Source organism: Pseudarthrobacter sp. IC2-21, assembly GCF_034048115.1.
Classification (GTDB): Bacteria; Actinomycetota; Actinomycetes; order Actinomycetales; family Micrococcaceae; genus Arthrobacter; species Arthrobacter naphthalenicus.
This window is the reverse complement of record NZ_CP139145.1, coordinates 2,182,850-2,209,398: the sequence shown is the minus strand read 5'-3', so window position 1 is coordinate 2,209,398 and position 26,549 is coordinate 2,182,850. Positions and strand designations below refer to the sequence as shown.

General features: G+C 66.2%; 25 protein-coding genes. 24 read left to right on the top strand and 1 reads right to left on the bottom strand.

All coding sequences use genetic code 11. The annotated features are described in order from the left end of the window. Positions 1-4: 4 nt before the first annotated feature. The 17 genes from ruvX to SBP01_RS10085 all read left to right on the top strand — a co-directional run bounded on the left by ruvX (position 5) and on the right by SBP01_RS10085 (position 16,145). A complete protein-coding gene (gene ruvX / locus SBP01_RS10165) occupies positions 5-616 on the top strand; it encodes a Holliday junction resolvase RuvX (protein WP_320535703.1) in 612 nt (203 codons plus the stop codon). Beyond that, positions 600-2,321 (top strand): endolytic transglycosylase MltG, encoded by a 1,722-nt coding sequence (gene mltG / locus SBP01_RS10160; RefSeq protein ID WP_275214230.1) that lies wholly within the window; start codon positions 600-602, stop codon positions 2,319-2,321. Before ruvX ends, mltG begins: the two co-directional genes overlap by 17 nt. Next, a complete protein-coding gene (locus SBP01_RS10155) occupies positions 2,318-3,178 on the top strand; it encodes a shikimate dehydrogenase (protein ID WP_320535702.1) in 861 nt (286 codons plus the stop codon). The genes mltG and SBP01_RS10155 overlap by 4 nt, the downstream gene beginning before the upstream one ends. A gap of 26 nt (positions 3,179-3,204) precedes the next feature. Next, complete coding sequence (gene aroC, locus SBP01_RS10150; protein ID WP_275214232.1) at positions 3,205-4,404, top strand: chorismate synthase; 1,200 nt, start codon at positions 3,205-3,207, stop codon at positions 4,402-4,404. A gap of 20 nt (positions 4,405-4,424) precedes the next feature. After that, the gene (locus tag SBP01_RS10145; protein WP_320535701.1) at positions 4,425-4,973 is read left to right on the top strand and encodes a shikimate kinase; all 549 of its coding nucleotides are present in this window, start codon (positions 4,425-4,427) and stop codon (positions 4,971-4,973) included. Beyond that, positions 4,970-6,061: a 3-dehydroquinate synthase gene (gene aroB / locus SBP01_RS10140; RefSeq protein WP_275214234.1), complete on the top strand. Its 1,092-nt coding sequence runs from the start codon at positions 4,970-4,972 to the stop codon at positions 6,059-6,061. Before SBP01_RS10145 ends, aroB begins: the two co-directional genes overlap by 4 nt. Then, complete coding sequence (locus SBP01_RS10135; protein WP_320535700.1) at positions 6,061-6,579, top strand: tetratricopeptide repeat protein; 519 nt, start codon at positions 6,061-6,063, stop codon at positions 6,577-6,579. The genes aroB and SBP01_RS10135 overlap by 1 nt, the downstream gene beginning before the upstream one ends. A 153-nt stretch (positions 6,580-6,732) precedes the next feature. Then, a complete protein-coding gene (gene efp, locus SBP01_RS10130; protein ID WP_275214236.1) occupies positions 6,733-7,296 on the top strand; it encodes an elongation factor P in 564 nt (187 codons plus the stop codon). Next, positions 7,296-7,706: a transcription antitermination factor NusB gene (nusB, locus tag SBP01_RS10125; RefSeq protein ID WP_275214237.1), complete on the top strand. Its 411-nt coding sequence runs from the start codon at positions 7,296-7,298 to the stop codon at positions 7,704-7,706. The genes efp and nusB overlap by 1 nt, the downstream gene beginning before the upstream one ends. Before the next feature lie 128 nt (positions 7,707-7,834). Beyond that, on the top strand, positions 7,835-8,569 hold the full coding sequence (locus SBP01_RS10120; protein ID WP_275214238.1) for a GntR family transcriptional regulator: 735 nt from the start codon (positions 7,835-7,837) through the stop codon (positions 8,567-8,569). Between the two features lie 93 nt (positions 8,570-8,662). Then, on the top strand, positions 8,663-9,667 hold the full coding sequence (locus SBP01_RS10115; protein WP_275214239.1) for a sugar phosphate isomerase/epimerase family protein: 1,005 nt from the start codon (positions 8,663-8,665) through the stop codon (positions 9,665-9,667). 55 nt (positions 9,668-9,722) lie between these two features. Then, positions 9,723-11,501, top strand: coding sequence for a dihydroxyacetone kinase subunit DhaL (dhaL, locus tag SBP01_RS10110; protein WP_275214240.1), 1,779 nt, complete (start codon positions 9,723-9,725; stop codon positions 11,499-11,501). Then, the gene (locus SBP01_RS10105) at positions 11,498-11,992 is read left to right on the top strand and encodes a ribose-5-phosphate isomerase (RefSeq protein ID WP_275214241.1); all 495 of its coding nucleotides are present in this window, start codon (positions 11,498-11,500) and stop codon (positions 11,990-11,992) included. The genes dhaL and SBP01_RS10105 overlap by 4 nt, the downstream gene beginning before the upstream one ends. A 2-nt stretch (positions 11,993-11,994) precedes the next feature. After that, a complete protein-coding gene (locus tag SBP01_RS10100; RefSeq protein WP_275214242.1) occupies positions 11,995-12,984 on the top strand; it encodes a 3-hydroxyacyl-CoA dehydrogenase family protein in 990 nt (329 codons plus the stop codon). Between the two features lie 21 nt (positions 12,985-13,005). Next, the gene (locus SBP01_RS10095) at positions 13,006-13,773 is read left to right on the top strand and encodes an SDR family NAD(P)-dependent oxidoreductase (protein ID WP_275214243.1); all 768 of its coding nucleotides are present in this window, start codon (positions 13,006-13,008) and stop codon (positions 13,771-13,773) included. 162 nt (positions 13,774-13,935) lie between these two features. Continuing rightward, a complete protein-coding gene (locus tag SBP01_RS10090; protein ID WP_275214244.1) occupies positions 13,936-15,294 on the top strand; it encodes an MFS transporter in 1,359 nt (452 codons plus the stop codon). A gap of 8 nt (positions 15,295-15,302) precedes the next feature. Further along, positions 15,303-16,145 carry a triose-phosphate isomerase family protein gene (locus SBP01_RS10085; protein WP_320535699.1) on the top strand — a complete coding sequence of 281 codons (843 nt, stop codon included), beginning with the start codon at positions 15,303-15,305 and terminating at the stop codon, positions 16,143-16,145. A 23-nt stretch (positions 16,146-16,168) separates the two neighbouring features. Here SBP01_RS10085 and SBP01_RS10080 read toward each other — a convergent pair whose 3' ends face one another. Next, entirely contained in the window at positions 16,169-17,437 is a 1,269-nt protein-coding gene (locus SBP01_RS10080; protein ID WP_320535698.1) for a PrsW family intramembrane metalloprotease, read from the bottom strand. 99 nt (positions 17,438-17,536) lie between these two features. Here SBP01_RS10080 and pyrR point away from each other — a divergent pair, with 99 nt between their 5' ends. Genes pyrR through pyrF form a run of 7 tightly spaced genes read left to right on the top strand, consistent with a single transcriptional unit; the run spans position 17,537 to position 26,510 of the window. Next, complete coding sequence (gene pyrR, locus SBP01_RS10075) at positions 17,537-18,124, top strand: bifunctional pyr operon transcriptional regulator/uracil phosphoribosyltransferase PyrR (RefSeq protein WP_320535697.1); 588 nt, start codon at positions 17,537-17,539, stop codon at positions 18,122-18,124. Further along, a complete protein-coding gene (locus SBP01_RS10070) occupies positions 18,121-19,155 on the top strand; it encodes an aspartate carbamoyltransferase catalytic subunit (protein ID WP_320535696.1) in 1,035 nt (344 codons plus the stop codon). Before pyrR ends, SBP01_RS10070 begins: the two co-directional genes overlap by 4 nt. After that, positions 19,155-20,507, top strand: coding sequence for a dihydroorotase (locus SBP01_RS10065; RefSeq protein ID WP_320535695.1), 1,353 nt, complete (start codon positions 19,155-19,157; stop codon positions 20,505-20,507). The genes SBP01_RS10070 and SBP01_RS10065 overlap by 1 nt, the downstream gene beginning before the upstream one ends. After that, positions 20,507-21,034, top strand: coding sequence for a hypothetical protein (locus tag SBP01_RS10060; protein ID WP_320535694.1), 528 nt, complete (start codon positions 20,507-20,509; stop codon positions 21,032-21,034). The genes SBP01_RS10065 and SBP01_RS10060 overlap by 1 nt, the downstream gene beginning before the upstream one ends. Beyond that, a complete protein-coding gene (gene carA, locus SBP01_RS10055; protein WP_320538320.1) occupies positions 21,015-22,316 on the top strand; it encodes a glutamine-hydrolyzing carbamoyl-phosphate synthase small subunit in 1,302 nt (433 codons plus the stop codon). The genes SBP01_RS10060 and carA overlap by 20 nt, the downstream gene beginning before the upstream one ends. Next, positions 22,316-25,654 (top strand): carbamoyl-phosphate synthase large subunit, encoded by a 3,339-nt coding sequence (gene carB / locus SBP01_RS10050; protein WP_275214251.1) that lies wholly within the window; start codon positions 22,316-22,318, stop codon positions 25,652-25,654. Before carA ends, carB begins: the two co-directional genes overlap by 1 nt. Next, positions 25,647-26,510 (top strand): orotidine-5'-phosphate decarboxylase, encoded by an 864-nt coding sequence (gene pyrF, locus SBP01_RS10045; RefSeq protein WP_320535693.1) that lies wholly within the window; start codon positions 25,647-25,649, stop codon positions 26,508-26,510. Before carB ends, pyrF begins: the two co-directional genes overlap by 8 nt. Positions 26,511-26,549 lie beyond the last annotated feature (39 nt).

Sequence of the window (26,549 nt, the reverse complement as noted above, 5' to 3'; positions counted from 1 at the left end):
ACCCGTGACTGAACCTGTTGCAGCCGGCGACTACCCCCAGGGCATCAAACTGGGGGTAGACGTTGGCACCGTCCGGGTGGGGGTGGCCATCTGCGACCGGGATGCCATCCTGGCCACGCCGTATAAGACCCTTGACCGGAACGCGAAGAAAAACTCCGACGTGCGGGTGATCGCTTCACTGGCGCAGGAACTCGGCGCCGTCCAGATCATCGTGGGGCTTCCGCGCACCATGAAGGGGGAGGAGCACGCCTCCGCCCGAATGGCTGCCGAGTACGCCGGGCTGCTCGTGACCGAGCTGGCCGGCCGGGGTCTGGACGTCCCCGTGAACCTCGTGGACGAGCGGCTCAGCAGTGTGACGGCTCACAGGAACCTGCACGAAGCTGGCATGAGCAGCCGCAATCACCGTAAAGTTGTGGATCAGGTTGCGGCGGCAGGCATTCTCCAGCACGCCATCGACATGCAAAAAGCCAGGGGAACGGACGTTGGGAGCCGCGTCAGCGCGCCGACCGGTCCGCAGCCTTCAGGAACAGGCGGACCAGCTCAGGCCGGCACTGCGGCGTCCGAAGGCAAGACTCGATTTCAGAACACGGAAGGCTACAGTGAGCCCGTCCAATAACGACGACGCCTCAGGCGCCATCAATCAAGATGGCGCCAGGCCGCTGACCCGGAAAGAGCTGCGCGCATTGGAGAAACACACGCGGGACGCCAATGCGGTTCCGGAACAGGCGTACGAAACCGGCCAGGACCCCTCCGCCCCGGGGCGGGAGCCTGAAGCTGCGGACGTCGCGGCGCCCGGGGCCATTGCACCGGCGGCTGCACCACCGGAACCTGACCGCGAGCCCCTTGGCGCGGCCGAACCCGTGGTGGAGCCTGCCGGGCCTCAGGCACAGCGTCAGGGCGTCCCTGCGCAGCCTGACGCCCAGCCCTCGATCCAGGACGATGCACCCACCCAGGTGCATCCGCAGGTCCCGCCCGCCATGCCGGACGTCGACGTTGACCATCACCAGGCTGTTGACGCCCACAATGCCGAGGTTTACGGGGCCGAGCATTACGAGGGCCACCCGACGGGATACGCCCACCCCGAGGAACTCCACCCCTACGACCACCAGCCCTATGAGGGTCAGCACGACGACGGTCAGCCATACGCAGAAGACGGCCATCATGCCCCCTACCTTGAGGACGGGCATGACGCGCTCCCCGACGAACACCCGAATGCCGGCCTCCTCGCCGGGGCTGCGGCCAGCTCCGTGGTGACCAAGCCCTCGAAGAAGGTCCGGCGCAGACGGCGCCTCCTGGCCCTGTTCCTGACGCTCGTGGTGTTTGTGGCAGCCATCGCCGTGGGCGCGCAGTTCCTGAAGCCCTTGCTGGGGAGCGACAAGGCCAGTGATTACCCCGGCCCCGGCAGCGGCGAGGTCAAGGTCTCGGTCCAGCCGGGCGAAGGCATGCGTTCCGTGGCCACCAAACTGGAGTCAGGTAAGGTCGTCGCCAACGCGGACACCTTCCTGCAGGCGTTCACCGCTTCCGGTGGGACGCTGTCACCGGGGGACTTCACTTTCAAATCGGAAATGAAGAACTCCGACGCCGTTAACGTGCTCCTCGGCCATGACAGGACCAAGGTCATTTACTTTGCCCTCAGCGCGGGCTTGAGGATTGACGAATCGCTACAGGCGATTTCCGAAGGCTCGGGTATCAAAGTCCAGCAGCTGAAGCAGTTCAGCGACTCCCCGCAGCAGTTCGGCCTGCCGGCAAACGCCAAGAACCTCGAAGGCTTCCTGCACCCGGGGGAGTACCGGTTCCCGCTCGGGACCCCGGCGAAAGACATCCTCCAGGCCCTGGTCAAGACGACCACGGACGAGCTAGTGGCCCAGGGGATCTCAGATCCGGCGAAGCAGTACGAGGCCATCATTGTTGCCAGTATTGTCCAGGCCGAGGGCGGTCAGGCGGAGTACGGCGACGTTGCCGGTGCCATCTACAACCGGCTCAAGCCCAATGACCAGACGGGCGGCTTCCTTCAGGTGGACTCGGCCGTAACGTACGGGCTGGGCACCAAGAGCTTCAACTTCACGGATGCAGAGCGCCAGGACAAGTCCAACCCCTATAACACCTACGCCAACCCCGGCCTGCCCCCCGGTCCCATCGGGTCACCCGGCAAGACCGCCATTGATGCCGCGGCGAAGCCCAAGACCAACGATTACCTGTACTGGGTGACCATCAACCTGGACACCAAGGAAACCAAGTTCTCCAAGACGCTGGCAGAGCACAACGGCTACGTGGAGCAGTACAACAGCTGGTGCCGGGCCAACACCGGCCGCTGCGCGTGAGCCATCGGGCGGCCGTGCTGGGCCACCCGATCAGCCACTCCAAATCACCGGCCCTGCACCTGGCGGCCTACGGCAGGCTGGGGCTTGACATCGCGTACACGGCAGTGGATCTGACGGAGCAGGCGCTACCCGCTTTTATGGAGCAGGTCAGGCAGCAGGACGGCTGGCGCGGGCTCTCGGTCACCATGCCGTTGAAGACCGGGATGGTCGCGGAAGTGGACGAAGTCCGCGGGGTGGCCCGCACACTGGGCGTGGTGAACACCGTGGCCTTCGAGGAATCCGGCGGGTCCGTCCGGCGGGTGGGTTACAACACTGACGTCGCCGGAATTGTCAACGCGGTCCGCTACGCCGGGGCTCTGCCCAGTCCGTCCGCCGTCGTCCTGGGCGGAGGCGGCACGGCCGCGGCGGCCGTTGCCGCACTGAAGGATCTTGGCACAGGGCATGCCCAGGTATTTGTCCGTGATCCGTCGCGGGCCACCGAAGCACTGGCCGCGGCCGCCGGTGTCGGCGTGTCCATCGATGTGCGGCCGATGACCGAAGCAGCCGCACCCACGGCGCGTGCCGACGTCGTGATTTCAACACTGCCGCCGCGCGCGGCTGACAACCTGGCGGTCAGCATCGCAGCCTTGGGAAGCGGGACTCCGGGCGTGCTGCTCGATGTCGCCTATGACCCCTGGCCAAGCCGGATTGCTGCGGTCTGGCAGGCGGGCGGCGGAACCGTGGTCCCGGGTCTGGAAATGCTCCTGTACCAGGCGGTGGAACAGGTGCGGCTCTTTACCGGCCGCGGTGACGACGTTAACGCAGCGGTCATAGATGTGATGTGCGACTCAGTCGGCCTTCCCCGACGGGCGTTCTGACAGCCATACGTGGCAGGATGGAAATTATGTTGCGTTGGTTGACAGCCGGTGAATCCCATGGTCCGGCTCTGATGGGAATTATTGAAGGCGTCCCCGCCGGTGTGGAAATCACCAGCGGACAGATCGCCGATTCGCTGGCACGGCGCCGACTCGGTTACGGCCGTGGCGCGCGGATGAAGTTCGAGCAGGATGTCGTTACCATCCTCGGCGGTGTCCGCCACGGACTGACGCAGGGCGGACCGGTGGCCATCCAGGTGGCCAATACAGAGTGGCCCAAATGGGAACAGATCATGGCGGCCGACCCCGTGGATCCTGACGTTCTCGCAGACCTGGCACGCAACGCACCGCTGACCAGGCCCCGGCCGGGCCACGCCGATTTCACCGGCATGCAGAAATACGGCTTTGCTGAAGCACGTCCGGTGCTGGAGCGGGCCAGCGCCCGCGAAACTGCCACCCGGGTAGCCATGGGCACCGTCGCCGCACAGTTCCTGAAACAGCTGGGCATCGAACTGGTCAGCCACACTGTTTCCATCGCCAGTGTGACCGTTCCCGAGGGGCGCCCGCTGCCTGTTCCGGCCGACGTCATCGCGCTGGACGCAGATCCGCTGCGGTGCTTCGACCGGGAGACATCCGACGCCATGGTGGCCGAGGTCGACGCCGCGCACAAGGAAGGCGAAACCCTGGGCGGCGTGGTGGAGGTCCTCGCCTACGGGCTCCCGCCGGGCCTGGGAAGCTACGTCCACTGGGACCGCCGGCTCGACTCGCGGCTCGCCGCAGCCCTGATGGGCATCCAGGCCATTAAGGGCGTGGAAGTCGGTGACGGGTTCCTGACGGCCGCGCGCCGCGGCTCCGCCGCCCACGACGAGATTGTCAAGGATTCGGACGGCAGGATTGTGCGCACCAGCAACCGTGCCGGCGGGATCGAGGGCGGCATGAGTATCGGCGATGTCCTGCGCGTCCGTGCGGCCATGAAGCCCATCGCCACCGTCCCGCGAGCCCTGCGGACTGTGGACGTCAGCACCGGGGAGCCGGCCAAGGCCCACCACCAGCGCTCGGACGTCTGTGCCGTGCCGGCCGCCGGCGTGGTCGCGGAAGCGATGGTGGCGCTGGTCCTCGCCGAAGCCGTCGCGGAAAAGTTTGGCGGCGATTCCATTGCGGAAACCGCACGCAACATCAAGGGTTACCTGGACAGCATTCCGGCCACCCTGGACTCGATCGGCCACTAGTGCCCCGCGGGAGCAAAGGGATGGTGCCAGGCAACCGGCCCATCGTCCTCATCGGGCCCATGGCCGTGGGCAAGTCCGCCATCGGTCATGAGCTGGCCAAGCGCCTGGGCGTTCCCTTCGTCGACACGGACGTCCAGATCGTGGACGCCCATGGCAGCATCGCCTCGATCTTCGCCGGCCGCGGGGAGCATTCCTTCCGCGAAATTGAGGCGCGCACCGTGGCAGCGGCTGTGGAGCGCGCCGCTGACACCGTCTCGGTTATCTCGCTGGGCGGCGGCGCCGTGCTCGATTCCGGGACCCAGCAGATCCTCGCCGGCTGCACCGTGGTGTACCTCGAATGTGATGAGGCGACTGTGGCGTCGCGGATCGCCCGGAATTCCGGAAGGCCGCTGTTGGCCGGTGACGCCATGGCCCGCTGGGCTACCCTCTTTGCCACCAGGAAGCCCGTCTACGAACGCCTGGCCGATCTGGTCCTGGACGTCCGCCACGGTTCGATCAGCGAACTGGGGCACCGGCTTGAAGTTGCGCTGCGTGAATACTCAAACGCCAAACAGGAAGTTGAAAAGTGAGCGTCGATTCGACAGTCATCAAGGTCACCGGCGAATCCGCGGGGCAGAACTACGACGTCGTCGTGGGCCGGGGCCTGCTGGGGGACCTCCCGGCCCTGCTGGGGGAGCGCGTCCGCCGGGTGCTGGTTATCCACCCCCGGGCGCTGCGCCTCACGGGCGATACCGTCCGCGATGAACTCGCCGCCGCCGGCTTCACCTCCCTGACCGCGGAAATCCCTGATGCCGAAGAGGGCAAACACATCCAGGTCGCGGCGTTCTGCTGGCAGGTACTTGGCCAGAACGACTTCACCCGCTCTGACGCCATTGTGGCGGTAGGCGGCGGCGCCGTGACGGACCTCGCCGGTTTCGTGGCGGCCACCTGGCTCCGCGGCGTAAAGGTCATCCACATGCCGACCAGCCTCCTCGGCATGGTGGACGCCTCGGTGGGCGGAAAGACCGGGATCAACACCGCCGAAGGCAAAAACCTGGTGGGGTCCTTCCACCCGCCTGCAGGGGTGCTGGTGGATTTGGACACACTCAAAACCCTGCCCCGCAACGAGATCATTTCCGGAATGGCGGAAGTCATCAAGTGCGGCTTCATTGCGGATCCGGTCATTCTGGACCTTGTGGAGAAGGACACCGCAGCGGTCACCGATCCGGAATCGGATACCGTCCGGGAACTTATCGAACGTGCCATTGCCGTCAAGGCGAAGGTGGTCTCGGAAGACCTCAAGGAATCCGGGCTGCGCGAAATCCTCAATTACGGCCACACCCTGGGCCACGCCATTGAACTGGTGGAGCGCTACTCCTGGCGACACGGTGCCGCGGTTTCCGTTGGCATGATGTTCGCAGCCGAACTCGCCCGCAGCGTGGGGCGCCTCAGCGACGCCGACGCCGACCGGCACCGCAGCATCCTCGAAAACCTGGGCCTCCCGGTCACCTACCGGAGGGACCGTTGGCAGGGGCTGCTGGACGGCATGCGCCGCGACAAGAAGTCGCGCGGTGACCTGCTCCGGTTTGTGGTCCTCGACGGCATTGCCAAACCCGGCATCCTGGATGTCCCGGACACGTCGCTGCTGTTTGCCGCCTACCAGGAAATCGCTTCCTGATGCAGGGCGACCTGGCGGGCACCAGCGACTGGCCGGAAGCAGGCTTTCCCGGCATCCGGGTCAATCCGCTGACCCTGATGCCGGAAATCATCAATGCGGAGGCCTGCAGCACGGCCCTTGCAGCGTCCACCGACCCGGCAGACCACATCTTTGTCCTGATCGTGGAAGGGCACGCCGCGGAGGCTGCCGAACTGCTGGCCGAAGCACGGTTCAAGGACCCCGAATCGTTCCGGCTGCGGGCATTCGAGGCAGAGGTGCTGCGCGTGTCGCACCGCTCGGACCGGGCACTGGAACTCTTCAAGCAACTGCTCGCCGAGTTCCAGGGAACCGAGCGTGAGGCCCTGGTCCTGCAGTACATCGGCAAGGTTCAGTACACCTCCGGCCACATCTCCGCAGCTGTTGAAGCCTTCGCCCGCGCGTTGGACCTGCGCGTGGCGCAATCCGCTGACGCCGCCCAGATCTACTCGTCCACGGTGGCCCTCCAGCGCGCGCGGGAGGTCCTGGACCTTGCCTGCTGAGAGGGGCGGCCGTCCCGGGACGCAGGCTGCCTTGAAATTACCGGTAGAATAGTTCTTGGATTTTTGACAAACACGAGTTGGCGGGCCTCCCGGCCTGACTGACCGGCATAGAACGTCTGAGAACTCACCGGACGAAGAAACCAAAGGAAACCAGTGGCAACCACTAACGACATCAAGAACGGCACGGTCCTGAAGCTCGAAGGCCAGCTCTGGAACGTCATCGAATTTCAGCACGTCAAGCCCGGCAAGGGTGGCGCCTTTGTACGGACCAAGATGCGGAACGTGATGTCCGGCAAGGTTGTGGACAAGACGTTCAACGCCGGCCTCAAGATTGAGACCGCCACGGTTGACCGCCGCGACTACCAGTACCTGTACCAGGACGGTGCCGACTTCGTGTTCATGGACACTTCCGACTTCGACCAGATCACGGTCTCCGGTGCAACGGTGGGCGACGCCACCAACTTCATGCTGGAGAACCAGATGGTCAACATCGCCATCCACGAAGGCAACCCGCTCTACATCGAACTCCCGCCGAGCGTTGTCCTGGAGATCACCTACACCGAACCGGGCCTGCAGGGCGACCGGTCCTCCGCCGGCACCAAGCCGGCAACCCTGGAAACGGGTTACGAAATCCAGGTTCCGCTGTTCGTTGAGAACAACACCAAGGTCAAGGTTGACACTCGCGACGGCAGCTACCTCGGCCGGGTCAGCGAGTAGTGAGCGCCCGCGGAAAGGCCCGGAACCGGGCACTGGATGTGCTTTTCGAGGCTGAGCAGCGCTCAGTTTCGGCTTTTGACGTGCTGCGGGCACGGCGCGAAATGACTGATCAGATCATCAACCCGTACACCCTTGAAATTGTCGAAGGTGTCGTCTCGCAGCAGACCGCCATCGACGAGTTCCTCGAAACCTATTCCCAGGGCTGGACACTGGAGCGTATGCCTTCCGTGGACCGCGTCATCCTGCGGATCGGCACGTGGGAACTGTTGTACAACGACGACGTCCCGGACGGCGTCGCCGTCAGTGAAGCAGTGGCCCTGGCCAAAACGCTCTCAACTGATGAGTCGCCGTCGTTCATCAACGGCCTCCTGGGACGCCTGCAGCAGCTGAAACCTTCGCTGCTCGCCTGACGCAGCCGCTGTAACCCCTCCCGCCGAGCCCAAGCCACGCGGGGCAAAGCCCCGGCAGGTCCGCCTGCCGGGGCTCTGCCGTACCCGCAACAATGGCCCGCAACCTTCCGCATCTATAGGATCTGACCATGCCCAATGCGCCCAAAGTAACCCATGCCGATGCCAGGCCGGCAGTCCTGCGCGGGTCAGCCCCCACCAGCCGGAGCGTCAGCCGCCAGGTGCTCGCCGATCACGTCTATGCCGAGCTGTTGGCATCCCTCATGGACGGGCGCCTGGCGCCAGGCGCCGTGGTGAGCATTGACGGGACCGCCCGTGAACTCGATGTTTCCCCCACCCCCGTCCGCGAGGCACTGGCACGCCTGGAACACACCGGCATGGTCCGCCGGGTTGCGTTGAAGGGTTACCGGGTAGCTCCCGTCTTTACGCGGGAGGACTTTGCCGAGCTGATGGAGGCCCGCCTGGCGATTGAGCCGGTAAATGCCCGCCTGGCCTGTGAACGAACCACCCGTCACGGCCTGGCCGAGCTCGCCCAGACGGTTGAGGACATGAAGTCAGCACCACGGGGACCCGCCTTTGCTGAATTCAAGGCCTACCTCGAAGCGGATGAGCGGTTCCACCAGGTAATCGCCCGGCTAACCCGCAACCAGTTCCTGGAGGCCGCTTACTCGGCCCTGGGGGGACAGGTGCAGCGTTTCCGCCTCTTCAGCGGCGTGGGCATCACGGACGCCGAATATGCGATCGCCGAGCATCAGGCGGTCCTGGAGGCCTTTACGGCCGGCAACCCGGACAAGGCCGCGGCCGCCATGGCAGAGCACATCCGGAAGGTTCGCTCCAGGGCCATGGCGGACGCCCCGGAACACTAGAGGCCGCCCCGACGAAGTCATCAGTGTGACGTTGACAACTTCCTTTTGATAGTAGATCCTATAGGAAAGAGGATTCCAAAGGAGTAAAACATCGTGGCTTACACAGCTGAGAATTGGCCCATCACCGCAGCCCTGCTGCAGTTTCCGGGCACCGACGCCAACGGCGTGAACATCAACGATGCTGACGCGTCCGTTTGGGCCGAGGTCCTCACCGAAGTCAAGGAAGCCGGCTTTGCCAACGCCGACCTGACGGACAGCTGGGTCCGGCCCGGGGACCTCAGCGGGGAGCGGCTGGCCGAGTTCAAACGGACGGCGGACGCCGTAGGCATCGGCGTTCCGGTCATCTCCGCCATCCGGCGCAGCGTCATCGAGGAAGGCAACTGGGAAGCCAACCTGGCCTACAGCCACCGCACCATCGACGCCGCCGCCGAGCTGGGCTGCGAAGTAGTCTCCTTCGGCCTGCACCAGGCCATCACGGCCGAGCAGCAAAAACAGCTCTGGTTCTGGACTGTCGAAGGCTACAAGGACCCGGCCGGGAACAAGGAAGCCTGGGGCAACGCCGTCAGCCGGCTCCGTGAACTCGGCCGCCACGCCGCGGAAGTGGGCGTCCTGCTCTCCCTCGAAATGTACGAGGACACCTACCTGGGCACCGCGGACTCCTCCGTGCAGCTCGTCCAGGACATCGGGCTGTCCAACGTTGGGCTCAACCCGGATCTCGGCAACCTCATCCGGGTCCACCGCCCCATCGAGGACTGGCGCGAGATGGTGGCCAAAACCCTCCCGTACTCCAACTACTGGCACATGAAGAACTACATCCGCGATGAGGACATGGCCCGGGACTCCTACGTGGCCATGCCTGCCCCCATGGAAAGCGGCCTCATCAATTACCGCGAGGCCTTCAAAGTGGCGCTGTCCGTTGGCTTCCAGGGCATTCTCTGCACCGAGCACTACGGCGGTGACGGGCTCAGCGTCACCGCAAGCAACCAGGATTACCTCCGCCGCCAGGTCCTGCCGAAGGCAGAGGGTTACGCGCTCGGCACGAGCCAGGTGGCGCAGGGACGGCAGCAGCCGTCCGCCGCTGCACTCGCCAGCGTCTAGTCCGGGCCGCTTCGAACGGACACGGCATCAACACAACGGATTCGATGAGGAAACCATGACCCAGATCTTTGACAACCCCGCTGATTTCGCGGATGAGGCACTGGACGGCTTTGTGGCGGCCAACCGAGGCTATGTGGCCCGGGTGGACGGCGGCGTGGTCCGCTCCACAGAGGTACCCGCCGGCCAAGTGGCCCTGGTAGTAGGCGGCGGTTCCGGCCACTACCCGGCCTTCGCGGGCCTGGTGGGGCCCGGCCTTGCCGCGGGCTCCGCCTGCGGCAACATGTTCGCTTCCCCGGCGGCCGGCCAGGTCTACCGGGTGGCCAAGGCATCCAACGCCGGCGGCGGCGTGCTGCTGAGCTACGGCAACTACGCCGGTGATGTGCTCCACTTCGGCCAGGCCCAGCTTCGCCTTAACGCCGAGGGCATCGAAACGCGGACCGTCCTGGTCACCGACGACATCGCCAGCGCACCGCTGGACCAGATCGAAAAGCGCCGCGGCATCGCCGGCGACCTCACCGTGTTCAAGATCGCCGGCGCCGCCGCCGAAGCAGGACTGGACCTCGACGCTGTGGAGCGCCTGGCCATCCGGACCAACTACCGCACCCGCTCCCTGGGCGTCGCGTTTGATGGCTGCACCCTTCCGGGAGCCGACGCGCCGCTGTTCCACGTTCCCGAAGGGCAGATGTCGCTGGGCCTTGGCATCCACGGCGAACCGGGAATTTCCGAGCACCCAATGCCCACCGCTTCCGAGCTGGCCGACCTCCTGGTCTCCAAGCTCCTGGCGGACAAACCTGACGACGCCGGAAACCGCGTCGTGGCCATCGTCAACGGCCTGGGCACCGTCAAGTACGACGAACTGTTCCTGCTTTTCGGCAAAATCGAGAAGCTCCTCTCCGCTGCCGGCCTGACCGTTGTGGAACCCGAATGCGGAGAGCTGGTCACCAGCCTGGACATGTCCGGGCTCTCACTGACCCTGCTCTGGCTGGACGAGGAACTCGAAGAACTCTGGGCCGCCCCGGCCGACACGCCGGCGTTCCGCAAGGGCAACCTCGCCCCGCGGGCCCGCCGCGAACTGGCCGGGCCGGAAGACGCCGTGGCGGGCGAGGTGGAAGACACCACGCCGGCAGCGGCTGACCTGGGCCGGCTCGCAGCCGCCGTCCTCGCCCAAATCCAGGACGTCGTCATCGAACATGAAGACGAGCTGGGCAACCTGGACGCCATCGCGGGCGACGGTGACCACGGCATCGGCATGCGCCGCGGCATTGACGCCGCCGCAGCGGCAGGCCGGGACGTGTCCGCGGCCGGGCTCTCGGTGCAACGCGTCCTGACCGCTGCAGGGGAAGCCTGGAGCGAACGGGCCGGCGGCACCTCCGGGGCGCTCTGGGGATCCGCGGTGATCGCCGCCGGTCTCGCGCTCGGCAACAAGGACGCCTACCGCGGCGCCGATGCCGCTGCCGCCGTCACCGCCTTCGTGGACGCCATCACCGCGCTCGGCAAGGCAGAACCGGGGGACAAGACCATGGTTGATGCGCTGCTGCCCTTCAAGGACACCTTCCTTGCCGCGTTCGACGGCGGCGCCCAGGTAGCCGTAGCCCTCGCCTCGGCAGCCACTGCCGCCCGCGAAGCGGCGGATGCCACCGCGTCGCTCCGGCCGCTCAAAGGCCGGGCACGGCCGCTGGCTGAAAAGAGCGTGGGCCACCCCGATCCGGGCGCCGTCTCGTTCGGCCTGATCGCCGCGCGCGTCTCCGCCTACATCGACACAGCACTGAACGACACCCCACTGAATGATTCCCGGCTGGCTGCCTCGGTGGCCGGAAATGGAGCAGAAGCATGAGCAGCACCCCCAGTACGCCGGCAGGATGGCGCATCGTCATTGGCAACGATGAGGCCGGCGTCGAATACAAGGTAGCGCTGAAGGCGCTGCTCGAAGCGGACAGCCGGGTCGCGTCCGTCGTGGACATCGGCGTGGGCGCGGACGACTCAACCGCCTACCCGCATGTTGCCGTTGACGCGGCCCGCAAGGTAGCCGAAGGCCACGCGGACCGTGCGCTGTTGATCTGCGGCACCGGCCTGGGCGTCGCCATCGCAGCCAACAAGGTGCCCGGGATCCGGGCCGTCACCGCCCACGACGGCTACTCCGTGGAACGATCGGTTCTCAGCAACAACGCGCAGGTACTCACCATGGGGCAGCGCGTAATCGGCCTGGAGCTGGCCAAGAAGCTCGTCGGTGAATGGCTGGACTACCGCTTCGATGCGACTTCATCCTCCGCCGCCAAGGTGGACGCCATCTGCTCCTACGAGCCCGAATACACGAAAGCAGTCTGATCATGACCGAAACAGCAAGCACCCCCAACGCGGCGGCCAACAGCGCACGCAAGATCGCCGTCGTCGGTTCGGGTTACATGGGCGGCGGGATCGCGCAGGTCCTGGCACTCGGCGGTGCCCGCGTGGCACTGGCAGACGTGTCCGCCGAAGTGGCGCAGAGCAACTACGACAGGCTCCTCGCCGAATCGGACCAGTTCGTGGCCGACGGCCTTTTCCCCGCCGGTTCCACCGAAATCCTGAAGCAGAACCTCTGGGCCGCCCGGGACATCGAGGAAGCCGTTGCCGACGCGGACTTCATCGAGGAAGCCGTCCCCGAAGTCATCGCCATTAAGCACCAGACACTTGCCCGCATCAGCGCCGCAGCCCGGCCGGACGCCATCATCGGGTCCAACACCTCCACCATCTCCATCGCTGAGCTGTCCGAACCCGTAACCAACCCGGAGCGGTTCCTCGGCGTTCACTTTTCCAACCCGTCGCCGTTCATTCCGGGCGTGGAGATCATCCCTCACGCCGGCACCTCCGCGACGACCGTCGGCGCCGTCCGCGACCTGGTCCATGCCGCCAATAAGCAGACCGCAGTGGTCAAGGACGTCACCGGCTTTGTGCTCAACCGCCTGCAGTACGCGCTGTTCCACGAAGCCGCGCAGCTGGTGGAGCAGGGAATCGCGACGGCGGATGACGTGGATACCCTGGTCCGCACCACCTTCGGCTTCCGGCTCCCGTTCTTCGGCCCGTTCGCCATTGCGGACATGGCGGGACTGGACGTCTACAACTTCTGCTACAAGTCGCTCCAGACCGAATTCCCTGAGCGGTTCGCCACCCCGAAGATCCTCACGGACCTGGTGGAGGCCGGGAAGCTGGGCACCAAGACGGGCGCCGGCTTCCTCAACGTGCCCGCGGAGCGCACCCCCGAGCTCATTGCCTACCGCAACAAGGCCTACGTGGCCATGCAAAAGCTGATCGAAGACCTCGGCCCCGCGCCCATCCACTAACGCAGAATCCCAGGAGCAGCCATGAATACCTTCCCCGCAGAACGCACCGCCATCGTCACCGGAGCCGTTTCCGAACGCGGCATCGGCCGCGCCACCGTCAACTACCTGGCCGCCCAAGGCTGGAACATCGGCATCATCGACCTCGACGACGCCCTGTGCAAAGCAACGGCCAAGGAGCTTTCCGAGCAGTACGGAGTGCAGGCCCACGGCGTCGGCGCCAACGTTGGCGATGAAACATCCGTCCGCAACGCCATCGACGAGCTCGAGGCAAACCTCCCGCAGATCGTGGCCCTGGCAAATGTCGCCGGCGTCAGCTCACCGGTTCCGTACCTGGAACTGGACGCTGCCGAATGGGACCGCGTGCTGGGCATCAACCTCAACGGCGTCCACTACGCCACCCGCCGGGTAGCCGAGTCCATGGTGAAGAACCGGATCGGGCGCATCGTCAACATCTCCTCCGTGTCAGCCCAGCGCGGCGGCGGCACGTTCTCCAAGACCCCGTACTCCGTGGCAAAGGCCGGCGTTATCGGTCTGACCCGCGCCACGGCCCGGGAACTGGGGGAGTACGACATCACGGTCAACGCCATCTCCCCGGGTCCCATCGACACCGACATCATGGGCGGCACCCTCAGCCAGGAACGCAAGGAGGAACTTACCAAGGACCTGGTGGTCAACCGCGTCGGATCCACCCGCGACATCGCAGCAGCCATCGCCTTCCTCATCAGCGAGGACTCCGGCTACATCTCCGGCCAGACGCTGAATGTCGACGGCGGCCTCTACATGCACTAGGAAAGGACCGCCGTGGCCTCCTGGACCAAAGAACGCAAAATCTACCTGGCAGTGGGCGTCATCGCCTGCCTGGTGGGCATAGCGCTCATCGTTTTCTCGCTCTAAACCCTCTCCATCACCCCATCAGAACTGCCTGCCCCCCTGGCTCAATGAGGAGTTTAAATGACTGTCAACACCGGAACGTCCGCCACTAAGGAGTTACTGGATTCACCGGTTCTCAAATCGGCGATTTCCAAAGCATCCTTCCGGCTCATGCCGATGCTCGTCATCCTGTACGTCGTGGCGTTCCTGGACCGCACGAACGTGGGCTTCGCCGAGGCAGCGCTGGAAATGGACAAAGGCATCACAGCCGGCGCTTACGCGCTTGGCGCCGGCATCTTTTTCATCGGCTACGCATTGTTTGAGATCCCGTCCAACCTGCTGCTGACCAGATTCGGCGCGAAGGTGTGGCTGGCCCGTATCGCCATCACGTGGGGCATCGTGTCCGCGTGCTTCGCGTTCGTCCAGGGCGAGACCTCCTTCATCATCCTGCGGTTCCTCCTGGGCGTGACCGAGGCCGGACTGTTCCCGGGCGTGATCATGTTCCTGGCCGCCTGGTTCCCCAACAAGGTCCGGGTGAAGATGTTTGCCATCTTCTACCTCGCCCAGCCCTTTTCCCAGATGATGGGCGCACCGCTCTCCGGCTGGCTCATCAACATCGGCGACCAGGTCCCCGGCGTGCACGGCTGGCAGGTCATGTTCTTCGTCGAAGGTGCCCTCGCAGTCGTGGCGGGCATCGCCGCGTACTTCTTCCTGATCAACAGCCCGCAGGACGCCAAGTTCCTGGACAAGGACGAGAAGAAGGCGCTCCTGGACGTGATGGCGCTGGAGGACACCGTCAAGGAAGAGTCCGGTCCGCGCGGTGTCCTTGCCGCCATGAAGAACGGCAAGGTCTGGTACTTCACGGTCATCTACTTCTGCCTCCAGATCGCAGTTTATGGTGTCACCTTCTACCTGCCGCAGCAGGTGGCCCAGCTGACCGGGCAGAAAGTGGGCCTCGCGGTCGGGCTGATGGCGGCCATCCCCTGGTTCTTCGGGATCTTTGCCTGCTACTTCATTGGCAAGGCGGCCAACACCATTGTGCGCCGCAGGGTGTGGGGCACAGGCCTGTTCCTCTCCACCGGGCTGTGCATCTTCGGCTCCGCATGGGCGGGCTCCAACCACCTTCCCGCGCTGGGCATCATCTTCATCACCCTCGCCGTCTGCAGTTTCCTTTCGATCGGGCCCATCGCCTGGTCCTACCCGACGGCGTTCCTCACCGGGACAGCGGCCGCTGCAGGAATCGGCCTGATCAACTCGCTGGGTAACCTGGGCGGATTCGTCGCCCCTATCCTGCGGACCACGGTCAACCAGGTCACCGCATCTGACACCGGCACCATGGGCGTCTACGCGCTGGGTGTGCTTCCGTTCGTGGCGGCCATCATGATGTATGCCACCAAGCGGTTCAGCAATAGGGCGGACGATCTGCTCGACGATAAATGACCGACACCATGACTGCTTGCGGCAGTGGCCGGTCCGGTGTCCCGGACGTCCTGTACATCGGCGTCAGCACCAAGATGTACATGGGATACCGTGACTGCCTTGACTGGATGGCCCGCATCCAGCAGGAAGTGGACTCCCGCCCGGCCCTTGCGGCCGGGCGGGTAGTCCCGTTTGTGATTCCTTCCTTCCCCGTTCTCCCGGCCGCCGCCGGCGTTCTGGAAGGGTCGCCCCTTCTGCTGGGAGCGCAGAACTGCGGCTGGGCGGACGGCCCGTGGACAGGCGAGGTGTCTCCATCGCTCCTGGCCGAGCTGGGGGTACGCCTGGTGGAGATCGGCCACGCCGAACGGCGCGCGCACCTCGGCGAGGACACGGCCATGATCGCACTTAAGGTCAGGGCGGCGGACAATGCCGGCATCACACCGCTGTTGTGCGTTGGCGAGGACACCCGCGATGACCTGGGCGGGACCGCTGCCGAGCGCGCGGCCGGGTTTGTCTATGACCAGATCGCCGGAGCGGTTGGCGGCGACTGGTCCCTGGCGTCCAGGCTTGTGATCGCCTACGAACCGGTGTGGGCCATTGGCGCGGCCGAGCCCGCCGGCGCGGACCACGTCACCGTCGTCGTGCGTGCCCTACGGTCCCTGCTTTCCGCCCGGTCGAACGAGGCAGGCAGCGACCTGGCGCAGGTGCCCATCATCTATGGCGGTTCAGCGAAGCCCGGACTGTTGCCCGCACTCGACGGGGTCGCAGGACTGTTTCTGGGCCGGTTCGCCCACGATGCGCGGAATTTCGGCACAGTGCTCGACGAAGCGCTGGCTTTGACGGCATTACCCGCAGGTTCCCCCACAAAGTAGCCGCAGCCACCGCAACCACCGGTTCAGCCTGCGACGGCGGCACGCAGCGACAGGATCCGCTGCAGCTGCTGCTTCTCCTCGGCCTGGTGCAGCTGAACATCCCGGCCGGTGAGGATTCTCTGGCGGGTGAAGGCCAGTTGGGTGGCCGCGTGCAGGAACGCCTTCATCTGCGGGCGGCGGTGGCTGCCGGCCGCCCAATGCAGCGCAGTGCGCCGTCCGCGGGGAGTTGCCAGCAGCTCCACCTCGGCGGGACTGAACCAGCCGGCAGCGGCGTACTCCATGAGCCGCTGCCGGGTGAGCCGGCTTTCCGCCACGCGAAGCAGGATGATTCCCACCACCGCCAGGATGAAGATCGGCACCTGGACCAAGAGGTACTCGGCCGCGAATCCTGCTCCCATGCTGTTCCACCGGTTGTGGAGCAGCATCGCCGGGACCAGGCCGATGAAAAAGGCCAGCACTGAGGCTCCGGCGTGCCAGCGCCGCGCTGCGAACCCCATAATGAGGCCCGTGGTCCCGGTGAATATCGCGTGGGCGAAGGGCGACATGACGCCACGGAGCAGAAAGACCTGGGCCAGGCCGGTGGCCGGGCTGGCGGACTCAGCGATGGCACGGCCGAAGTAGAGGATGTTCTCGGTGAACGCAAAACCGCCGGCAATGGTGAACGCGAACACCACACCGTCCACCGGGCCATCGAAGTGTTTCCGGGCGAGGAGGAGCAGCAACAGCAGGCCCAAAGACTTGGCAAACTCTTCCACCACCGGCGCCTGGACAGTGGCCATATAGGTTTGCAGGTCCACGGCGTCACTGAACTGAAAGGTCAGGGCGAAGAACGGCTGAATCAGGAGCGTGACGGCAACGGACACCGCGGCTCCCCAGGTGAACGCGAAGAAGAGCAGCCGTTTGGGCTCAGGTTCCCACCGGTCGATGGCATGGACCGCCAGCAGGACCACCGACAACGGAACCAGGGAGACGACAAAGCCCACAATGAATCCGCCCACCCCCGTGCTCGCCACCAGGAAGGGCACCACCAACAGCAGGCTCAGGAAGGCGAGGGCCGCGCCGCCGACGGTCAGGGCCAGCAGGCCCGCGGACCGCATGCCGGGGCCCCCGCGGCCGGGCTCCGGAGGACCCAGTACCGGCAGGGGGGCAGCATAGGTGCCCGGCGCCGGCCGGTAGTACGCCGGCTCGATCCTTCCCATCCAGCTGGGGTTCGCCTGGCCGGGGAAGGGGTCCTGGGGTCCGGCGGGTCCGCCGGGCCGGTCGGGACCCCGATGATAAGGGTTGGTGGACATAGACGAAAGCCTAGTGCCCGGCGCCAGTGTGGTAATTTTGAACCGCACATGATCCTTTTTTAATTCCGTCCCGTGAGGCGGGGAAAGGGGAGACGAGCGTTGACTTCCGTCACAAGCGCACCGGTTCCAGCCAGGGTTGTTCTCAGCCAGGCGGACATTGACCGGGCCCTCACTCGTATCGCCCATGAAATCCTCGAGGCCAACAAAGGCTCCCAGGACCTGGTCCTGTTGGGCATCCCGCGCCGCGGTTACCCGCTGGCGCTTCGCCTGGCACAGAAGATTGCGGCAGCGGACCCCACGGTCAACGCCGCAGAAATCGTCGGTCAGCTGGATGTGACCATGTTCCGCGATGACCTTTCACGCCAGCCCACCAGGCCGCCGTACCCCACCCAGCTCCCGCGCACGGGAATCGACAACAAGGTTGTGGTTCTCATTGATGACGTCCTGTATTCCGGCCGGACCATCCGCGCCGCCCTCGACGCCATCACCGACCTCGGCCGTCCCCGGATTGTCAGGCTGGCTGTGCTGATCGACCGCGGCCACCGCGAGCTCCCTATCCGGGCCGACCACGTGGGAAAGAACCTCCCTACCTCCTCCGCGGAGAAAGTCAGGGTCCGCCTGGAGGAAACTGACACCGCGGCAGACGGCGCCCAGGTCAACGAAGTGGTCATCGAGGGCGGTCTGTGAAACACCTGCTCTCCACCGAAGACCTCAGCCTCGCCAACGCCATCAGCATCCTTGACACCGCCGAAGAAATGGCGGCCGTGGGAGACCGCGAAGTCAAGAAGCTCCCGGTCCTCCGAGGCCGCACGGTGGTCAATCTCTTCTTCGAGGACTCCACCCGGACGCGGATTTCCTTCGAAGCGGCCGCCAAACGGCTGTCCGCGGACGTCATCAACTTCGCCGCCAAGGGCTCCTCCGTTTCCAAGGGCGAATCCCTCAAGGACACGGCCCAGACGCTGGCAGCCATGGGTGTTGACGCCGTCGTGATCCGTCACTGGGCCTCCGGCGCACCGCACCGCCTGGCCGCCACCGACTGGATTGACGCAGCCGTCATCAACGCCGGCGACGGCACCCACGAACACCCCACCCAGGCACTCCTTGACGCCTTCACCATGCGCCGTCACTGGTCCAGGCTCTCCGGGAACGGGTCCATCGGTGCTGACCTGAAGGGGATGCGCGTCGCCATCGCCGGCGACGTCCTGCATTCCCGCGTCGCCCGCTCCAACGTCTGGCTGCTCCGCACCCTGGGCGCTGACGTCACCCTCGTGGCGCCGCCCACCCTGCTGCCCATCGGCGTCGAGCACTGGCCCTGCAAGGTCAGCTACGACATCGACGAAACCCTCAAAAAGGGAGTGGACGCGGTGATGATGCTGCGGGTGCAGGGCGAGCGGATGAACGCGTCATTCTTCCCGTCCACCCGCGAGTACTCCCGCCGCTGGGGCTTTGACGACAACCGGCTCCGCGCGCTGGACTCCCTGGGGCTCAAAGACACCATCATCATGCACCCCGGCCCCATGAACCGGGGCCTGGAAATTTCCGCGGCCGCCGCCGATTCACCCCGTTCCACCGTGCTTGCACAGGTGCGCAACGGCGTCTCGATCCGCATGGCCGCACTGTATTTGCTGCTCTCCGGGGACACCCGCGAACCAGCCGCCACCGCGGGCACAGCCACTGACCCTGCCCGCACACCCCGTTCCACAGAGGAGAGCAAGTAATGGCAGAGAACAACGGAACGTACCTGATCCGCGGTGCGGCCATCCTGGGCGGCGACGCCGAGGACCTGCTTATCCGTGACGGCGTTATTACCGCCCGTGGCACCGGCGCGGCCGGCCACAGTGACGCCCAGGCCGCCACCGTCATCGAGGCGGCCGGCCTGGTGGCGCTGCCCGGCATGGTGGACGTGCACACCCACCTGCGCGAACCCGGCCGTGAAGATGCCGAGACCGTCGAGACCGGCACCCGCGCCGCAGCCCTGGGCGGCTACACGGCCGTCCACGCCATGGCCAACAGCAATCCGGTGGCGGACACCGCCGGCGTGGTGGAGCAGGTCCACAGCCTGGGCCGTGCCGCCGGCTGGGTGGACGTCCGCCCGGTGGGCGCCGTCACCGTTGGCCTGGCGGGGGAGCAGCTCGCCGAGCTGGGCGCCATGGCCGATTCCCGCGCCCAGGTGCGGATGTTCTCCGACGACGGCATCTGCGTCCACGATCCCGTGCTGATGCGCCGCGCGCTGGAGTACGTCAAAGCGTTCGACGGCGTGGTTGCCCAGCACGCGCAGGAACCCCGCCTCACCGCCGGGGCCCAGATGAACGAGGGCGCCGTCTCCGCGGTTCTGGGCCTCACGGGCTGGCCCGCGGTGGCCGAGGAAAGCATCATTGCCCGCGACGTGCTGCTGGCGCAGCATGTGGACTCCCGCCTGCACGTCTGCCACGTCTCCACCGCCGGTTCCGTGGAGATCATCCGCTGGGCCAAGGAACGCGGCATCAACGTCACCGCCGAGGTCACCCCGCACCACCTCCTGCTGACGGACGATCTGGTCCGCAGCTACAACCCGGTCTACAAGGTCAACCCGCCGCTGCGCACGGATGCCGATGTGCAGGCCCTGCGCGCCGGACTGGCTGACGGCACCATCGACGTTGTGGGCACCGACCACGCCCCGCACCCCAGCGAGCACAAGGAATGCGAGTGGGCGCAGGCGGCCATGGGCATGACCGGGCTGGAAACCGCCCTGTCCGTGGTCCAGCACACCATGATCGAGACGGGCCTGATGACCTGGGCCGACTTCGCCCGGGTGACCTCCACCGCCGCCGCCCGGATCGGCCGCCTGGCGGACCAGGGCCGGCCCCTGGACGCCGGCGAGCCCGCCAACCTCATCCTGGTGGACCCCGCCGCCCGCTGGACCGTCGATCCGGAAAAAATGGCCACCATGGGCCGCAACTCCCCGTTTGCCGGCCTCGAACTGCCGGGCAAGGTGGTCGCCACGTTCTACAAGGGCCACCCCACCGTGCTGGCCGGCCAGCTCAACACCCCCTACCGCGAATCGGCGGCGGCTGCGGCAGGCGCCGCCTGATGAACACCCAGACCCTCGCGCTGGTCAGCACCCTGGCGATTATCGCCGTCGTGCTGGTCATGATCGGGTTCGGCTGGCGGAACCGCCTCCGGCGGCAGGCCGGCGTCGACCCTTTGCCCGCAGTGCCCGCGGAGCCCGGTGAGCCGGACGCCGAGGCGGAAGGCCAGTACGTTGCCACCACCACCGCCGGTGACTGGCTCGACCGGATCGCCGTCCACGGCCTCGGCATCCGGACCAACGCCGTCCTGAGTGTGTACCCGCACGGTGTGCTCCTGGACCGCTCAGGAGCCCCGGCCGTCTACATCCCTGCCGGCCGCCTGACCGGTGTCCGGATGGAAAGCGGCATGGCAGGCAAGTTTGTGGAAAAGGATGGCCTCCTGGTCATGACGTGGGACCTCGGGGCCAACTCCGTGGACACCGGCTTCCGGACCCGCAGGGCTGCCGACAAGGACTCCCTCCACGACTCTCTTCAGCGATTGATCGCCGCCCCCCAAGAACATTCCCAGGATCCCCAGAGTGGAAAGTAAGACAGTGACTGAAACAGCGACACCCCAAGCAACGAGTTCCCCCACGGCGCCCGCACCGGCAGTCTTCGTCCTGGAAGACGGCCGCATGTTCCGCGGCACCAGCTACGGTGCGCAGGGCACCGCCCTGGGCGAGGCAGTGTTCGCCACGGGCATGACCGGCTACCAGGAGACCATCACGGATCCCTCCTACGCCCGCCAGCTCGTGGTGCAGACCGCACCGCACATCGGCAACACCGGCGTGAACAGTGACGACGCCGAGTCCCGCCGCATTTGGGTGGCCGGCTACATTGTCCGCGACGCCGCACGACGCCCCTCCAACTGGCGCTCTGAACGCTCCTTGGACGCGGAGCTTGTTGACCAGGGGATCGTAGGAATCCAGGGCGTGGATACCCGCGCCATCACCCGGCACCTGCGCGAACACAAGACCATGCGCGCCGGAATCTTCTCAGGCGACGCCGCCAAGGCCTCTGACAAGGAACTGGTAGCCGCCGTCCTGGCCAGCGCGCCGATGGAAGGCGCCCGCCTGGCTGAGGAAGTCAGCGTGGACAAGGCGTACGTGGTGGATCCCAAGGACCACGGCTGGGAAGGCGACGCCCGGTTCAGCATCGCCGCCATCGACCTCGGCATCAAGGCCATGACCCCGGTCCGGTTCGCCGAACGCGGCGTCCGGGTCCACGTGCTCCCGGCCACCGCCACCCTGGAAGACGTCAAGGCCGTCAACCCGGACGGGTTCTTCATGTCCAACGGCCCCGGTGACCCGGCCACGGCCGACGCCCAGGTCAAGCTCCTGCGCTCGGTCCTGGATGAGAAACTGCCGTACTTCGGCATCTGCTTCGGAAACCAGATCCTGGGCCGCGCGCTCGGCTTCGGTACGTACAAACTCCGCTACGGCCACCGCGGCATCAACCAGCCCGTGATGGACCGCCGCACCGGCAAGGTGGAGATCACCTCCCAGAACCACGGTTTCGCCGTGGACGCCCCGCTCGACGGCGCCACGCAGGCCCCGGAGGAGCGGTACGGCCGCGTCGAGGTCAGCCACATCAGCCTGAACGACGACGTCGTGGAAGGCCTGGCCTGCCTGGACATCCCCGCCTTCTCGGTCCAATACCACCCCGAGGCTGCCGCCGGGCCGCACGACGCCGCCTACCTGTTCGACCGTTTCATCGACCTGATGGAAGGCACCCGGATTGGCCGGACGGCCAACCTCTCCAAGGAACCGGTGGACTCCGCACACCCGGCAGCAACGCAGAAGACTGACAACAAGACTGAGGACAACAAGTAATGCCGAAACGTACAGATCTCAAAAGCGTCCTCGTCATTGGTTCCGGCCCGATCGTCATCGGCCAGGCCGCCGAATTCGACTACTCCGGCACCCAGGCACTGCGGGTCCTCAAGGAGGAGGGCCTCCGGGTCATCCTGGTGAACTCCAACCCGGCCACCATCATGACGGATCCCGAGTTCGCAGACGCCACCTACATCGAGCCCATCACCCCCGAGGTGGTGGAGAAGATCATCGCCAAGGAGCGGCCCGATGCCATCCTCCCCACCCTCGGCGGCCAGACAGCGCTGAACACGGCCATCGCCCTGGACAAGAACGGTGTGCTGGAAAAGTACAACGTGGAGCTCATCGGCGCCAACATCGCGGCGATCGAGCTCGGCGAGGACCGGGAGAAGTTCAAGGGCGTGGTGGAACGCTGCGGGGCCGAATCGGCCCGGAGCCACATCATCCACACCATTGACGAGGCCCTCAAGGCAGCCGAAGACCTCGGCTACCCGATGGTGGTCCGGCCCTCCTTCACCATGGGCGGCCTCGGCTCCGGCCTGGCCTACGACGAGGGCGACCTCCGCCGCATTGTGGGCCAGGGCCTGCAGTACAGCCCCACGTCCGAGGTGCTGCTCGAAGAGAGCATCCTGGGCTGGAAGGAGTACGAACTCGAGATGATGCGGGACAAGAACGACAACGTGGTGGTTGTCTGTTCCATCGAGAACTTCGACCCCGTAGGTGTCCACACCGGCGACTCCATCACGGTGGCCCCGGCACTGACCCTCACGGACCGCGAGTACCAGCGGCTGCGCGATATTTCCATCGCCGTCATCCGTGAAGTGGGCGTGGACACCGGCGGCTGCAACATCCAGTTCGCGGTGGAGCCGGACACCGGCCGTGTGGTGGTCATCGAAATGAACCCGCGCGTTTCCCGGTCCTCGGCCCTGGCCTCAAAGGCCACCGGCTTTGCCATTGCCAAGATCGCCACCAAGCTCTCGCTCGGCTACACCCTGGATGAGATCCCGAACGACATCACCCAGAAGACCCCCGCGTCTTTCGAACCCACCTTGGACTATGTGGTGGTGAAGGTCCCGCGCTTCGCTTTCGAGAAGTTCCCGGCAGCGGACGACACCCTGACCACCACCATGAAGTCCGTGGGCGAAGCGATGGCCATGGGCCGCAACTTCACCGAAGCCCTGCAGAAGGCTCTGCGCTCCCTGGAGCAGAAGGGCTCGCAGCTGGACTTCACCCCGGTCCCGGAATGGGAAGTCCCGGAGCTGATCGAAAAGGCCAAACGGCCCACCACCGAACGCCTGCACCAGGTCCAGCGTGCCCTGCTCGGCGGCGCCACCGTGGAACAGCTCTTCGAAGCCACCAAGATCGACCCCTGGTACCTCGACCAGCTCCAGCTGCTCAACGAAATCTCCCACGAGATCCGCAAGGCCGGCTCCCTGACGGTGGAGATGCTCCAGCGCGCCAAGCGCCACGGCTTCTCGGACCAGCAGATCGGTGCCCTGACGCACAACTCCGAAGCCGTGGTCCGCGGGGTCCGCCAGGCCCTCGGCATCCGCCCCGTCTACAAGACCGTGGACACTTGCGCCGCCGAATTCGCCGCGTACACCCCTTACCACTACTCGTCCTACGACGAGGAGGACGAGATTGCGCTGCACGCCAAGCCGTCCATCCTGATCCTTGGCTCCGGGCCCAACCGGATCGGCCAGGGAATCGAATTCGACTACTCCTGCGTTCACGCCTCCATGGCGCTGCGCAAGGCCGGGTACGAAACCGTGATGGTCAACTGCAACCCCGAGACCGTCTCCACGGACTATGACGTCTCCACCCGCCTGTACTTCGAGCCGCTGACGCTCGAAGACGTGCTGGAGGTCATCGCCGCCGAAGAGCGCACCGGCGGAGTCATGGGTGTGTTCGTCCAGCTGGGCGGCCAGACCCCGCTGAAGCTGGCGCAGCAGCTGGCCGACGCCGGCGTCCCCATCCTGGGCACGTCCCCGGAAGCGATCGATCTCGCCGAGCACCGCGGCGAATTCTCCCGCGTCCTGGACAACGCCGGCCTGATCGCCCCGAAGAACGGCACCGCCGTGTCCTTCGAGGACGCCAAGAAGATCGCGGACGAAATCGGCTACCCGGTCCTGGTCCGCCCGTCCTACGTCCTGGGCGGCCGCGGCATGGAAATTGTCTACGACGAGCCGAACCTCTCCCGGTACATCGCCAACGCCACCGAAATCACCCCGGACCACCCGGTCCTGATCGACCGGTTCCTGGAGGACGCCGTCGAAATCGATGTCGACGCCCTCTTCGACGGCACCGACATGTACCTCGGCGGCATCATGGAGCACATCGAGGAGGCCGGGATCCACTCCGGTGACTCCGCATGCGTGCTGCCCCCGATCACCCTCGGCAACAACGTGCTCGAGCGGGTCCGCACCGCCACCCGCGCCATCGCCGAAGGCGTGGGCGTCCGCGGCCTGATCAACATCCAGTTCGCGCTGGCCTCGGACGTGCTCTATGTCCTGGAAGCGAACCCGCGGGCCTCCCGTACCGTGCCGTTCGTCTCCAAGGCAACCGGCGTGCAGATGGCCAAGGCCGCGGCCCTGATCGGCACCGGCGTCACCATCAACCAGCTCCGCACCGCCTACAAGATGCTGCCGGAAACCGGGGACGGTTCCTCCCTGCCGCTCGACGCGCCGGTCTCAGTCAAGGAAGCAGTGCTGCCCTTCAGCCGCTTCCGCACCCCGGAAGGCAAGGTGGTGGATTCCCTGCTCGGCCCGGAAATGCGTTCCACCGGCGAAGTCATGGGCATCGACAAGCACTTCGACACCGCCTTCGCCAAGAGCCAGGCGGCTGCGAACAATGCCCTGCCCACCGAAGGCAAGATCTTCGTCTCCGTGGCCAACCGCGATAAGCGTGCCGTCATCATGGCCATCAAGCGGCTGTCTGATCTCGGCTTCGAAATTGTCTCCACCGGCGGCACGGCCGATGTCCTGCGCCGCAACGGCATCCAGGCCAGCACGGTCCGCAAGGTCGCCGAAGGAAGCAGCGCCGAAGGCGAAGGCACCATTGCCGACCTGGTCATTGCCGGTGAGATCGACATGGTGTTCAACACGCCCTCCGGCGGGGAAGCCCGCAGCGACGGTTACGCACTGCGCGCCGCCGCCACGTCCATCGGCATCCCCTGCATCACCACGGTGGCCGAAATCAATGCCGCGGTACAGGCCATTGAGGCGATGCGCACCTACGAATGGTCGGTCACCAGCCTGCAGGAGCACGCCGCTGCCCTGGCGGCGTCGCAGGCCGCTGCCGCGCAGTCCGCCGCAACGCAGGTTGCGCAGCATGCCTGAGTCCGGCCCCGCACCGTCCACCGGCCGGGAGTCCTTCGGCTCCCGGCTGGGGGCGGCCGTGGCGGCCCGCGGCCCGCTGTGTGTGGGCATTGACCCGCACCCCGCGCTGCTGAAGAACTGGGGACTCGACGACGACGCCGCCGGGCTGAGGCGGTTTTCGCTGACCGTCCTGGAGGCAGTAGGTTCGCTCGCTGCCGCGGTAAAGCCGCAGGTGGCGCTTTACGAGCGCCACGGCTCAGCCGGCATGGCCGTGCTGGAGGAAGTACTGGCCGCCGCCGACGGCCAGGTGCTCACCATCGCCGATGCCAAGCGGGGCGACATCGGCTCCACCATGGCCGCCTACGCGGATGCCTGGCTCCGGGACGGATCGGCGCTGGCGGCCGATTCTGTGACGCTGAGCCCCTACCTCGGGTTTGAGTCGCTCCGGCCGGCCCTGGAGCTGGCGGCGCAGTACGGACGCGGCGTCTTTGTGCTCGCCCTGACCTCCAACCCGGAGGGCGCCTCGGTCCAGCACGTCGGCGGCGCGGACTCCGTGGCGCGCCGGATCACGGAAGCCGCCACGGCGGAGAACCGGCGCTTTACCGGGCCGCTCGGCTCAGTCGGGCTGGTGGTCGGCGCCACGGTAGGCACAGCGCTGGCCGACCTGCGGCTCGACCTGGAAGCCGTCCGCGGGCCCATCCTTGCCCCGGGTCTGGGTGCCCAGGGCGCAACGCCGGCTGATCTTCGCAGGACATTCGGCGCGGCGTACCCGCAGGTGCTGGGCACATCGAGCCGGGACATCCTTGCCGCCGGCCCGGGGATCCAGGGACTGCAGGATGCGGCCCGGCGAACGCTGGACGGCCTCCGCGAAAGTTGAGCCGCGGGTTTGGCGAATTCACGCGGTTGCCGGGCCGGA